Origin of the sequence: Arsenicicoccus sp. UBA2120 (genome assembly GCF_002330965.1) — a bacterium.
Taxonomy (GTDB): domain Bacteria; phylum Actinomycetota; class Actinomycetes; order Actinomycetales; family Dermatophilaceae; genus Arsenicicoccus; species Arsenicicoccus bolidensis.
The window spans coordinates 65,520-78,724 of record NZ_DCYC01000073.1 but is presented as its reverse complement, the minus strand read 5'-3'; the positions used below and the strand labels follow the sequence as shown (position 1 = coordinate 78,724).

The window sequence follows — 13,205 nt, the reverse complement described above, 5'->3', positions numbered from 1 at the left end:
CGCCGGGGGTAAAGGCATCGGCCTGGGGAACGAAGGCCGGTCGATGCCTTTACCGGGGGCGGGTGTGAGGGAGGTCTCGTGGCGCGATGGCGGGGGCAGGTTGATAGGAAAGGCTGACCTTACTAAGGTTTCCCTATCCTTCTCATCGGTTCTGTCGATCGGAGCACCATGTCGTCCCGCCTGCTCACCCCCGCCCGCACCGCGATCCTCGCCACGGTCGCCCTGTCGACGGCCGCGTGCGGCTCGGCCACCGCGGGCTCCGGCTCGTCGGGGTCGGCAGCCGCGTCCGACAGCGCCAGGACCGTGAGCATCACCCACGCCCAGGGCGCCACCCAGGTCCCCGTGCAGCCGAAGAAGGTCGCCGTGCTCGACATGGGCGCCCTCGACAGCATCACGTCCATGGGCGCGGGCGACTCCGTCAAGAGCCTCGCGAAGCAGGGCCTCCCCGCCTTCCTGCAGCAGTACAAGGCCGAGAAGTACGCCAACCTGGGCACGATGTTCGAGCCGGACCTGGAGAAGCTCGCGACCGACAAGCCGGACCTCATCGTCGTGGGCGGCCGCTCTGCGGCGAAGTACAAGGACCTCGCCAAGATCGCGCCGACCATCGACACCACCGTGTCGTCCAAGGGCGACTTCTTCGAGGGCGTCAAGAAGGTGAACACCTCCCTCGGCCAGGTGTTCGGCAAGGAGGCCGAGGTCAAGGCCAAGCTGGCCGCTGTCGACACCAAGGTCGCCGCGACCAAGGCCAAGGCGGCCGGCGCCGGCACCGGCCTGATCCTCATGACCAGCGGTGGCAAGGTCAGCGCGTTCGGCCCGCAGTCCCGGTTCGGCCTCATCCACACCGCCCTCGGCGTCAAGCCCACCGCGGCCAAGATGACCGAGGACCGCCACGGCATGGCGGCGAGCTTCGAGTACATCAAGGCCGCCAACCCCGGCCACCTCTTCGTCGTCGACCGCGACGCCGCGATCGGCGAGAGCGGCAAGGCCGCCAAGGAGGTCCTCGACAACGCGCTGGTCAAGGCCACCCCGGCGGGTGCCGGAAACAAGATCACCTACCTGGACGGCCAGCGCTGGTACGTCACCGGCACCGGGCTGGACAACCTGTCGGCCATGGTCGACGAGGTCGCGGCAGGGCTGTGACGACGCTCGCCCCGCCCGCACCGACGAGGCAGCGACCCCGCCAGGCAGCTCTGCTGCTCGGCGGGGTGGTCGCCGTGGGGATCCTCGCGGCCTGCTCGCTCTTCGTCGGCGTCGCCGACGTGTCACCGGGGGCGCTGCTCGACCCCGCGCGTCGCGGGGAGGCGCTGGACCTGCTCGCGATCAGTCGCTTCCCGCGCACGATCGCCCTGGTCCTGGCGGGTGCCGGGCTCGCGGTGTGCGGCCTGATCATGCAGCTGCTCACCCGCAACCCCTTCGTCGAGCCGTCGACGACGGGGACCATGGAGTTCGCCAGCCTCGGGCTGCTCGTCATGGCCCTCACCTGGCCCGATGCCCCGGTTCTGGCCCGTATGGCGGTCGCCGCCGTGGCCGCCCTCGCCGGCACGGCCGTGTTCCTGCGACTCGTGAGCGCCGTGACCATCCGCGACGTGCTCGTGGTGCCGCTCATCGGGCTCGTGCTGTCCGGGATCGTCGGTGCTGTCGCCACGTTCGTCGCCTACCGCTACGACCTGATCCAGAGCCTCTCCGCCTGGATGACCGGAGACTTCTCCGCCACGATCCAGGGCCGCTACGAGCTGCTCTGGCTGGCGGGCGTGCTCACGGCGCTCGCGGTCGTGGTCGCCGACCGGTTCACGGTCGCCGGCCTCGGGGAGGACGTGGCCACCAACCTTGGCCTCGACTACCGCCGCACCATGGCGATCGGGATGAGCATCGTCGCCGTCACCACGGCCGCGGTCGTGGTCACCGTCGGCATGCTCGGCTTCATCGGCCTGGTCGTCCCCAACATCGTCGTGCTCGCGATGGGCGGCAACGCCCGCCGCAGCGTCCCCTGGGTCGCCATCGGCGGCGCCACCCTGGTGCTGCTCTGCGACCTGCTCGCCCGGACGCTCGTCGCCCCGCACGAGCTCCCCATCGGCACGATCCTCGGGGTCGTCGGCGCCGGGGCCTTCCTCGCCATGCTCCTCAAGGGGGTCCGCGGTGTCCGCTGAACCCCTCACGGACAAGCCCATCGCGCCCGTCGAGCCCGTCGAGCCTTGGAGGCGGCAGGTCGAGGCGGCGGCCACGCGTCGCAGCTGCGGGGGGTGGCGCCGGGCGCCCGGCCTGCGCGTCGCCGGGTGGTGGGCCCTCGCGGCGGCAGCCGCGACGGCATACGTGCTCTGGGGCCTGGACCTGAGGGCGATCGACCAGACCACCCTGGAATTCATCCTCCCGCGACGCCTGACCACGCTCGCGACCATGACCGTCGTCGGTGTCGGCGTCGCCCTGGCCACCGTGCTGTTCCACACGGTCACCGCCAACCGGATCCTGACGCCGTCGATCATGGGCTTCGACGCGCTCTACCTGCTCGTCCAGACCGGCACGGTGGTGCTGCTCGGCGTCACCGGCAGCCTGACCCTCGACCCGGTCTCGAGCTTCGCCTGGCAGGCGACCGCCATGACCCTGCTCGCCGTCGCGCTCTACCGGTGGCTGCTCGTCGGCCTCGGGCGCAGCCTGCACATGGTCGTCGTGGTCGGCGTGGTGATCGGCGGCTTCTTCCGAGCGCTGTCCACGTTGATGCAACGCGCGATGGACCCGACCGAGTTCATCGTGCTGCAGGACCGCTTCTTCGCCGACTTCCACGGCGCCGACCTGCGGCTCGTGGGCGTCACCGCGGTGATCGTCGCGCTCGCGGCGGCCTGGACGATCTGGCGCGCGGGACGCCTCGACGTCCTCGCGCTCGGCCGCGACATCGCCGTGTCCCTCGGCCTCGACCACCGGCGCGGCCAGCTCGCGGTCCTCGCCCTGGTGGCGCTCCTCGTGGCCGCGGCGACCGCGCTCGTCGGACCCACCAGCTTCTTCGGCCTGCTGGTCGCCCACCTCGCCTACCAGACGGTGGGGACCCATCGGCACGCCCACGTCGTCCCCGCCGCCTGCGGTGCTGCCGTCGTCACCCTCGTCGGCGGCCAGCTCGTCCTGGAGAAGGCCCTCGGCCTCGAAGGCTCCCTCTCCCTCGTCGTCGAGCTCCTCGGCGGCGTCACCTTCCTCGTCCTCCTCCTGCGAAGGGCCCGCGCATGACCTCCACCGCCGTCCACCAGGACACCGCGACCACCTCGGGCATCGCCATACGGGAGGTGTCCAAGTCGTATGACGGCACCACCGTCGTCGACCGGGTCACCCTCGACCTGCCCACCGGCGGACTGACCTGCCTGGTCGGGCCCAACGGCGCAGGGAAGTCGACCCTGCTCTCGATCGTCGCCCGCCTGCTGCCTGCCGACGGGGGCGAGGTGCGCGTCGACGACCTCGACGTCGCCCGCTGCGAGTCCTCGGTGCTGGCAAGGAGACTCGCGATCCTGCGTCAGGAGCATCACCTCGCGGTGCGCCTGCGGGTGCGGGACCTGGTGGGCTTCGGGCGGTTCCCGCACTGCGGCGGGCGGCTGCGGCCGATCGACGTGGAGCGCGTGGACCGGGCGCTGCACTACCTGGACCTGGAGGACCTCGCCGACCGGTTCGTCGACGAGCTGTCCGGCGGCCAGCGGCAGCGGGTGCTCATCGCCATGGTCATCGCCCAGGACACCGACTACGTCCTGCTCGACGAGCCGCTCAACAACCTCGACATGCGGCACGCCCTGGGGATCCTGCGGCTGCTGCGGCGCGCCGTGGACGAGCTGGGCAAGACCGTCGTGGTGGTCGTGCACGACCTCAACGCCGCCGCCGCCTTCGCCGACCGGATCGTCGCCATGCGCGACGGCCGGGTCGTCGCCGCGGGCAGCCCGGACGAGGTGATGCGCGAGGGCCTGCTGGAGGAGATCTTCGCCGTGCCGATCACGGTCGACCGCGTGCACGGCCGGCCTGTCGGTCACTACCTCCGCCGCTGACCTCGCCGCCGCTGACCTCGCCGGCGCTGACCTGCGCCACCGACCTCCGGCAGCGACCTCCGGCGCCAGGGGCTTTGGTGCAGCTATGCTCAAAAGGTCCGGCCGACCTGGTCTGACGCGATCGAGTCCGTGTCGTGGTGCCGCGTCGACGCCTGGCGCATCGAAGGCTCCCGGCGGACCGCGGGCGAGGAGGTGCGCCGATGGCTGCGACCGAGACCGGTGCCGGCGAGGTGCTCGCGCACCTGCGCGAGCACGGACCGGCGACCCGGCGCGGGCTCGTCGACGGACTCGGCTGGGCACGCATGACGGTCGGCAAGCGGCTCGACGAGCTGCTCGCCGCCGGGTTCGTCGTGAGCCGAGGGCTCGGGGCCAGCGAGGGTGGTCGGCCCGCCGAGACCTTCGCGGTCGACGACGACCTCGGGCTGGTCGTGGGCCTCGACGTCGGTGGTGCCTATACCCGCGTCGGGATCACCGACATGGCTGGTCGCTTCCTCGCCGAGGACGGCGCCGACATCGGGCTGCCCACCGGCCCCGCGGGGGTGGCGGCGTGGGCCGACGGTCGGATCGCCTCCCTCCTGGCAGGCATCGGCCGCTCGCCGGCGGACGTGCGGGCGGTGGGGGTCGGCGTGCCCGGGCCGGTCGACGTGCGAACCGGCCTCATCGGGGCGCCGCTGCGCGAGAGCGCCTGGGAGGGAGTCAGGTTCACGGACCTGCTGACGATCCGCGGCGACGTCCAGGTCGTCGACCGGGACGTCAACACCATGGCGGTCGCCGAGCACGCCGCGCTCGGGGCCGGCGACCACACCGTGGTCCTGCGGGTCGGCATGGGCATCAGCTGCGCGTTCGTCCTCGACGGGCGGGTCTATCGCGGCGAGCGTGGCGGAGTGGGCGTGCTGACGCTGCCCGGGCCGGACGGTCGCCTGCGTCGCCTCGAGGACGTCGCCAGCGGGTATGTCGTGCGAGACCGGCTGGCATCGCACGGGGTTGAGGCCAGGACGAGCTTCGACCTCGTGTCGCTCGTCGAGGACGGTCACCCGCTGGCCTGCCAGCTGGTCGGCGAGGTGGGCGAGGCGCTCGGGCGCTCCCTCGCCGAGGTCGTGCGGCTGCTCAACCCGACGACCGTCGTCGTGGGTGGCGCACTCTCCGGGGCGGGGGGCGTCCTGATGGCACCGCTGCGCCGGGCGCTCGACGAGGGGGCGGGGGAGTATGCCCTGCAGACCCTCAGCCTGCGGACGACGCTTCTCGGCGGGCGGTCCGGCCTGGCCGGCGCCGTGCGGCTGGCGGCGGACGCGTACTTCGAGCCGGGTCGTGTCTCTCGCCTCGTCTCGTCCTGATTCCCCCCGCCGTTCGCGCTCGCGGCGGGTGCGGCCCCGGCGTGCGGCTGCGCTCAGGGTGCCGTGGGTGTCTCGTGCTGCAGGGTGAGATGAGGTTGCCCCCGTTCGACGGACACCCTGACTGGCCCGGCTCTGAGTAGCTGGGCGGGAGAGGATGCCTTCATGGGTGCCAAGAGGAAGAGTTTCACCCCGCAGTACCGCCGTGATGCCGCTCATCTGGTGATCGACTCCGGCCGCACGATCGCGGCGGTCGCCTCAGAGATCGGGATCGGTGAGCAGCTGCTGGGTCGGTGGGTCGCCAGGGAGCGTGCACGGATGGATGAGCCGCCGCCGGCGGGTGATATCAATGAGCGGGCCGAGCTGGAGCGCTTGCGCGCGGAGAACGCTCAGCTGCGGATGGATCGGGAGTTCCTGAAAAAAGCAGCGGCCTTCTTCGTGGCGGAGAACGCGTCGAACCAGACGTCGCGTTCGCAGTGATCCACGCGGAGAAGGCCTGCAGCGAAGGTCCTCGATCCACGATCGAGGACATGTGTCACCTGCTCGAGGTGTCCCGGTCGGGGTATTACGACTGGGTCGCGCGACGGGCGGCCGGGCCGGGTCCGCGCGAGCAGCGGTTGCTCGACCTGGCCGACAAGGTCCTGACCGCTCATGAGGAGTCTGATGGGGTGTACGGCTCGCCCCGGATCACCGCTGAGTTGCGTCAGGCCGGTGAGGTCGTGTCCCGTAAGACGGTCGCGAAAGTGATGCGCGCCAAGGGGATTGAGGGCATCAGTCCCCGCTCGTGGCATCCGGTGACCACGATCGTGGACCCGTCCGCGCACTCGATTCCGGATCTGGTTGAGCGCCGCTTCGACCAAGGAGAGCTGAACACGGTGTGGACCTCGGACATCACCTATCTGGCCACTGGTGAGGGCTGGCTGTACTTGTGCGCGGTGCGTGACGGCTGCTCGCGCCGGGTGATTGGGTACGCGTTCAGCGACAGCCTGCACACCGACGTCGTCGAGGACGCCTTGCGTCGCGCGGCCACCTTCCGCGAGGGTGACACGACCGGGGTCATCTTCCACGCCGACCGCGGCTGCCAGTACACCTCGGACCAGCTGGACCGTGCCGCCCGCGACCTGAAGGTGCGTCTGTCCGTGGGGCGCACGGGAGTCTGTTGGGACAACGCCCAGCAGGAGAGCTTCTGGTCAACGCTCAAGACCGAGCACTACAACCGCTACGAATTCGCCACCCGGGCCGCGGCGATCCGCAGCGTCACCGAATGGATCGAGACCGTGTACAACCGCCGTCGACGCCACAGCGCGCTCGGCAACATCAGCCCGGTAGCCTTCGAGCGCGGGTTCAACGCGGCGGCAGAAGCCGCTTAAGCCGGTGTCCGTCGAACGGGGTCAACCCCAGAGACGGGTGTGGTGACGTGAGGCGTGGCGGGTGGGTGGTTGGGGTGTGCTCGGGCTGGCGTGGGTGTCTCGTGCTGCAGGGTGAGACGGGTTCGGCAGCGCGAGACGGCGCGGCGTGAATGTGACTGTGGGTCAACGGAGTTGGACGGGCGGGGGTGCGGTGCGGGGTCGCCTGGGTGCGGGGGGTGAAAGTCCGCGCAGCCAGGTGACTAGATCTGTTGTTCCCAACACGCGTTCGATAGAATCAGGGCATGTCCTACCTCGAGGTGACCGCCGCGTCCCAGGCCCTGCCGGGCCTGGTCGAGGTGGTGCGCACCCTGGTGGACGGGATGGGGCACGTGCAGACCGACGACCTGGCCGAGGTCGCCGCCCACGCCGGGGCGCTGCTGACCGCGGCGCGGGGCCTGGTGCTGTCGTGCGCGGACCAGGCCACCAGCCGCGGGACCGTCCGCGAGTCGGGGTCGGCGTCGACCGCGGCGTGGTTGACCGACCACGGGGCGGGCGTGACCCGGACCGAGTCGTTCCTGATGCGTCGCGCGCTGATGGCCTGCGACAAGCCGGCGCTGGCGGCGCTGCGGGCGGGGTTGCTGTCCGGGCAGGTCACCCCGACCGACGCGGTCCACGCGGCGCGGGTCCACGCCGAGCTGGTCGGGGCCACGGACCCGGTCTGGCACGAGCAGGTCGCGGCGGGCGTCGCGGACCTGGCCGCCCGGGTGGACGCGCGCGCGGAGCTGGACGGGTTCCGGTTGATGATGCTGGCCCGGTACGCCACGGTCGCCGACCAGGAGCACGCGGCCCGGCACGAGCAGTCCCGCCGGGGGGTGAGCACGTTCTCGGCGACCGGGGACGGGTTGTGGGCCTTCCGCGGGGTGGTGGGGGACGTGGACAAGGTCCGGTTGCAGGCCGCGTTGACGGCGTTCTCCGCGCCGCAGACCTCCACGTTGCCGGATGGGACGGTGGTGCGGGACGAGCGGACCGCGGCGCAACGACGTCTGGACGCGTTGCTGACCATCGTGGGGATCGCGGCGTCCTCAGGGGTGCGGGGGCCGATGGGCGCGACCGCGCGGGCGTCGTTGGTGCTGACCCCGGACGCGTTGCTGGAGCCGTGCGAGCACCGCGCCAAGGACGCGTTCGGGCTGTGGCGCCCCACGAGCACCGGTGGCGGGGGGCCGTGCGGGTGTCCGGTCCCGGCCGCGTGCGTCGATGACCTGGGCACGATCCTGGGGCCCCGCGCCGCCAGGGAGCTGACCTGCGGCGCAGACGTGACCCCGGTCTGGCTGGACCCGGCCGGTCGGCCCTTGGATGTGGGGCGCACCACCCGCCTGGCCACCGCCCGGCAGCGTCGCGCCCTGGAGGTCCGCGACGGGGGGTGCAGCTTCCCCGGCTGCGACGCGCCCGCGTCGTGGTGCCAGGCCCACCACATCGTGCACTGGGCCGACGGCGGCCCGACCGACCTGGCCAACCTGGCCCTGGTGTGCGGGCACCACCACCGGTTCATCCACGCCCACCACATCACCGGGCGGGTCACCGCCGACGGGTCCCGCGTCCAGTGGGACATCACCCACACCTGGACCGGCTGGCACCCCACCCCACCACCCGACCCTGACACCGACAGCAGCACCGGGCCCGAGAGCGACGCTGACGACCGCGTCAGTGCTGGCGCGGGTGCCGGCGGGAGCACGGGGACTGGGGCGGGCGCGAAGGGTGGCTCAGGTGCGGGCGCTCCCAGCGCAGGACGCGAACCTCCCGACGACGGACACGGGCAGCCACCACCAGGCGGGCAACCGTCACGCCCACCCGGCGACCCAGCCCCGCGCCCACCCGGCCACCACGCCCTCACCGCCTGACCCACCACGAAGCGACCCCCAACCGACCGACCGCCAGCCGACCCATCCACAGACACGTCCACCCGGACAGCCCGCCAGGCTGCCCGGGCAGACGCGCGTCGCCGGCGGTCGGCCAGGCGACGGGGGATGCCCGCACCTGCGAACTTTAGTCAACCTCTAGACAAAAGCCGGGCGACGTCATACGGTGAAGTCATGCGCACTGAAGCGGCCGTCATCCACGGCAAGGGCAAGATCAAGGTCACCGACGTCGAGCTGCCCCCCATCGGGCGCGACGAGATCCTCATGAAGGTCATGTCGGACAGCATCTGCATGTCGACGTACAAGGCCACCATCCTCGGCGAGGACCACAAGCGCGTCCCGCCGAACATCTCCGAGGTCCCGGTCATGGCCGGGCATGAGTTCGCCGGCGAGATCGTCGAGGTCGGCGCCGACTACGAGAATGACTACCAGGTGGGCCAGCTCATCGCGATCCAGCCCGCCATGGGCCTGGAGAACGGCTACTCCAGCGGCTACTCCTACCCCTACTTCGGCGGGGACACGCACTACACGATCATCCCCAAGATCGCGATCGACAAGGGCTGCGTCCTCAACTACGACGGCACCTACTTCGCGAACGCCGGTCTGGCCGAGCCGATGTCGTGCATCATCGGCGGGTTCCACGCGCAGTACCACACCAAGCCGTTCGTCTACGAGCACTTCATGGGCCCGGTCAAGGGCGGCAAGATGGCCCTGCTCGGCTGTGCCGGCCCCATGGGCATCGGCGCGATCGAGTACGCCATCAACGGTCCCTACACCCCGTCGCTGCTCGTCGTCGTCGACATCGACCAGGCCCGCCTCGACCGCGTCGCCAGCCTGATCACCGTCGAGGACGCCAAGGCCAAGGGCGTCGACCTGCGCTACGTCAACACCACCGGTGGCGACCCCGTGCAGCTGCTGCGCGACATCACCCCCGAGGGCAAGGGCTACGACGACGTGTTCGTCTACGCCCCGGTCAAGGCGCTCGTCGAGCTGGGCGACCAGATCCTCGGGTTCGACGGCTGCCTCAACTTCTTCGCCGGCCCGACCGACAAGAAGTTCGTCGCGGACTTCAACTTCTACAACGTGCACTACGAGGCCACGCACATCGTCGGCACCTCCGGCGGCTCCACCGGCGACATGATCGAGTCCCTCGAGATGTCCGCCCGCGGCGACCTCAACCCGTCGTTCATGGTCACCCACATCGGCGGCCTCGACTCCGTGCCCGAGACGGTCCTCAACTACCCCAACATCCCTGGTGGCAAGAAGCTCATCTACCCCTGGGTGCGCATGCCGCTGACCGCGATCGACGACTTCGCCGAGCTGGGCAAGGACGACGAGTTCTTTGCCGGCCTCGCCGAGATCTGCGGCCGCAACAACAACATCTGGAACGAGGAGGCCGAGAAGTTCCTCCTCGAGCACAAGACGGCGTCGACGGTCGAGTGACCTGCTGACCGAGCGGCCCCCTCCCGATCCTGGGAGGGGGCCGCTGCCGTATGCCGTCCGCCCGCCGTCTCGACGGGCCGGGCCTCAGCGCGACGTCGGGGCCAACGCGTCCAGCTGTGCAGCGACGTCGGCCTCGACGGTCCAGACGCGCGTCCCCACGTCACGCCACGTGCTCGGTGCGCTCCCGTCGTGGGGATGGGCCTCGACCACCTCGCCGTCGATCCACACGTCGACCCCGTCACCGACGGGCCCCCCGACGGCGCCCGCCAGGCCGGTCAGCCGCCACTCCCCGACGCCTCCAGGCACGCGCACCACGCCCGCGTCCTCGATCGTGGCCGGTCGGCCTGCAGGGGCCACGCGTCCTGGCTCGGGCACCACCAACGACTCCACCGCGGGGTCGAGGCGGCTGCGGAGCACGTCCCCCTCCACCGTGAGCCGACGAGGGAAGGTGAGGCACCCCGCCACGAGGTCGGCATCCGGGTCGTCCGGGTCAGCGGGGATCCCGTCCTGTCGGACCCAGCCCATCAGCAGCGGCTCGGGCTCGTCGTGCAGGACCTGCGGTGCGTAGAGGACGTCCCCTGCGTCCAGGTCCCCGCCGCTGCGGGAGGTGAACGCCGGACGGCCCTCCGCATCCGTGTCGAGATCGCCCACCAGCCAGACCGCGCGGTCGAGGATCGTCTCGTGCTGCAGGCTGAGCACGAGGGCCGTGCCACCTGCGGTCCGCACGAGCTGCGGGCACTCCCAGATGTCGGCCGGGGCGTGCTGTGCCGCAACGGGATCCGCGTGGGTGAGCCAGAGCCCGACGTAGGTCCACGCGAGGATGTCGTCGCAGGAGTACAGCAGGACGGCGGGCGTGCCGTCGTCGAGACCGGCCCCCAGGAGCGCCCACCGGTGGCCGCCGTGGGTGAACACGAACGGGTCGCGCATGACCGCGATGCCGTCGACCTCGGGGGTCTCACCGACGACGATCGGCTCGGACCAGCGGCCCAGGTCGTCGTCGAGCGCCCACCGCAGGCACACGGTGCTCGCGAAGGTGTCGTCCACGACGCCTGAGTACGCCACGGCGGGGCGGTCCAGGCCGGGCACGAAGACGCCTGACCAGCAGCCGAACTCGTCGGGCCCGCCGGTGGTGGGGCCGAAGGCCACGGCGTGCTCGTCCCAGCGGGCCAGGTCGGTGCTGCTCGCGTGGCCCCACTCGATCCGGTCGTGCACCGCGGCGGCGGAGCTGTGCTGGTAGAACACGTGCCAGCGCCCGCCGTGGCGGGTCATCCCGTTGGGGTCGTTGAGCCAGCCGCGGCGGGGTCGCACGTGGTGCCGGGGCAGGGCGGGTTGGGGGACCGTCATGGGGACAGCCTGCCCGAGGACCGGACCCCTGCGCCTCCGCGGTCCGCGGGGGCGACGACGCTGCGGTGGCTTCGCGGGTGCGACACTGTGCGGCAGCGGGCGACCACGCGACGGGGCGGGGCGCCATACGGCCGGGGTCGTCCCGGGGGAGAGGTGCCTCATGGACCTGGTGACAGACGTCGACGTGCTGGTGGTGGGCTCGGGGTTCGGGGGATCGGTGGCGGCGCTGCGCCTGGCCGCCAAGGGCTATCGCGTGGAGGTGCTGGAGGCGGGGCGGCGGTTCGAGGACGAGGACTTCGCCAAGACCAGCTGGGACGTGCGCAACTTCCTGTGGGCACCGCGGCTGGGATGCTTCGGGGTGCAGCGGATCCACCGGCTGCCCGACGTGCTCGTGCTCGCCGGCGCGGGCGTCGGCGGTGGCTCGCTCAACTACGCGTGCACGCTCTACCGCCCGCACGGCCCCTTCTACAGCGACCGCCAGTGGGCGCACATCACCGACTGGGAGAGCGAGTTGTCGCCGCACTACGACGAGGCGACGCGGATGCTCGGGGTCGTCACCAACCCCTGCGACGGGCCGGTGGAGCGGCTGATGCTCGACGTCGCCCGCGAGATGGGGGTCGAGGAGAGCTATCGCAAGACGCCGGTGGGCGTCTACTTCGGCCGGCCGGGGGAGACGGTGGCCGACCCCTACTTCGGGGGCGAGGGGCCGGCGCGGACGGGCTGCACCGAGTGCGGCAGCTGCATGGTCGGCTGCCGGGTCGGCGCCAAGAACACCCTGGTCAAGAACTACCTCGCGCTCGCCGAGCGGCGCGGGGCCGTCATCCGGGACCGGCGGACCGTGACGCGGGTCCGGCCCATCGACCCGTCCCGCCCCGAGCGCGGCTACCGGGTCGAGCACGAGCGCACCGGCGCCTGGGTGGGCCGCGACCGTCGCGAGACGACGGCGACGTATGTCGTGATGGCGGCCGGCGCCTTCGGGACGAGCCGCCTGCTCCACCGGCTGCGGCACACCGGCGACCTGCCGCGGCTGTCACCGGCCCTCGGTCGGCTCACGCGCACCAACTCCGAGATGATCGGCGGGGCCGGCACCCGTCGCGTGCCGGCGGGCATGGACCTGACCAAGGGCGTCGCCATCACCTCGTCCTTCCACCCGGACCAGGACACGCACGTCGAGAACTGCCGCTACGGCGTCGGGTCCAACCTCATGGGTGGGCTGACCGCGCTGCTCGTGCCCGGCGGCGGACGGGTGCCGCGCTTCGTGCGCTACCTCGGCGAGGTGGCTCGCGACCCGCTCGGCGCCGCCCGGTCCCTGTGGCTGCGGCGCTGGAGCGAGCGCACGGTCATCGGCCTGGTGATGCAGAGCCGCGACAACTCGCTGACGACCAGCTATCGGCGCGGGCCGCTCGGCGGGCACTCGATGACGAGCGAGCAGGGGCACGGCGAGCCCAACCCCACCTGGATCCCGGCCGGCCATGCGGCGCTGCGATCCATCGCCCGTCACCTGGAGACGGTGACGGGGATCCCGGCCGACGCGCGGGGCAGCGTCGGCGAGGTCGTCGACATGCCGATGACGGCGCACTACCTCGGGGGCGCCGTGATCTCGGACGACCCTGAGGCGGGTGTGGTCGACCCCTACCAGCGCGTGTGGGGCTACCCGGGCATCTCGGTGCTCGACGGGGCCGCGGTCAGCGCCAACCTCGGCGTCAACCCCTCACTGACGATCACCGCCCAGGCCGAGCGGGCGACCTCGCTGTGGCCCCGCCGCGGCGAGGAGGACCCGCGGCCGGCGCAGGGCGAGGCCTACCGGCG

General features: G+C 71.8%; 10 protein-coding genes. 9 read left to right on the top strand and 1 reads right to left on the bottom strand.

Annotated elements, in window-relative coordinates; translation table 11 throughout:
• The first annotated feature begins 168 nt into the window (after window positions 1-168).
• From B2P18_RS11665 to B2P18_RS11630, 8 genes are all read left to right on the top strand, one after another.
• Complete coding sequence (locus B2P18_RS11665) at window positions 169-1,140, top strand: siderophore ABC transporter substrate-binding protein (protein ID WP_286959687.1); 972 nt, start codon at window positions 169-171, stop codon at window positions 1,138-1,140.
• On the top strand, window positions 1,137-2,147 hold the full coding sequence (locus B2P18_RS11660; RefSeq protein WP_239262602.1) for an ABC transporter permease: 1,011 nt from the start codon (window positions 1,137-1,139) through the stop codon (window positions 2,145-2,147). The genes B2P18_RS11665 and B2P18_RS11660 overlap by 4 nt, the downstream gene beginning before the upstream one ends.
• Entirely contained in the window at window positions 2,137-3,213 is a 1,077-nt protein-coding gene (locus tag B2P18_RS11655) for an iron chelate uptake ABC transporter family permease subunit (protein ID WP_286959681.1), read from the top strand. Before B2P18_RS11660 ends, B2P18_RS11655 begins: the two co-directional genes overlap by 11 nt.
• Window positions 3,210-4,013, top strand: a complete 804-nt coding sequence (locus B2P18_RS11650; protein WP_286959678.1) for an ABC transporter ATP-binding protein — start codon at window positions 3,210-3,212, stop codon at window positions 4,011-4,013. Before B2P18_RS11655 ends, B2P18_RS11650 begins: the two co-directional genes overlap by 4 nt.
• A 200-nt stretch (window positions 4,014-4,213) precedes the next feature.
• Entirely contained in the window at window positions 4,214-5,347 is a 1,134-nt protein-coding gene (locus tag B2P18_RS11645) for an ROK family transcriptional regulator (protein WP_029212877.1), read from the top strand.
• 162 nt (window positions 5,348-5,509) lie between these two features.
• A protein-coding gene (locus B2P18_RS11640) for an IS3 family transposase (protein ID WP_286959675.1) occupies window positions 5,510-6,714 on the top strand; the annotation gives its coding sequence in 2 pieces (ribosomal slippage) (window positions 5,510-5,762 and window positions 5,762-6,714; 1,206 coding nt in all).
• Between the two features lie 281 nt (window positions 6,715-6,995).
• A complete protein-coding gene (locus tag B2P18_RS11635; protein WP_286959674.1) occupies window positions 6,996-8,591 on the top strand; it encodes an HNH endonuclease signature motif containing protein in 1,596 nt (531 codons plus the stop codon).
• Window positions 8,592-8,783: 192 nt separating this feature from the next.
• On the top strand, window positions 8,784-10,052 hold the full coding sequence (locus B2P18_RS11630; protein ID WP_019287125.1) for an alcohol dehydrogenase catalytic domain-containing protein: 1,269 nt from the start codon (window positions 8,784-8,786) through the stop codon (window positions 10,050-10,052).
• Between the two features lie 84 nt (window positions 10,053-10,136).
• Here B2P18_RS11630 and B2P18_RS11625 read toward each other — a convergent pair whose 3' ends face one another.
• Window positions 10,137-11,396: a glycoside hydrolase family 32 protein gene (locus B2P18_RS11625; protein WP_286959673.1), complete on the bottom strand. Its 1,260-nt coding sequence runs from the start codon at window positions 11,394-11,396 to the stop codon at window positions 10,137-10,139.
• A gap of 160 nt (window positions 11,397-11,556) precedes the next feature.
• Between B2P18_RS11625 and B2P18_RS11620 the strand changes: the two genes are divergently transcribed.
• Window positions 11,557-13,205: GMC family oxidoreductase N-terminal domain-containing protein (locus B2P18_RS11620; RefSeq protein ID WP_286959672.1), on the top strand; the 1,649-nt coding region annotated here is incomplete at its 3' end.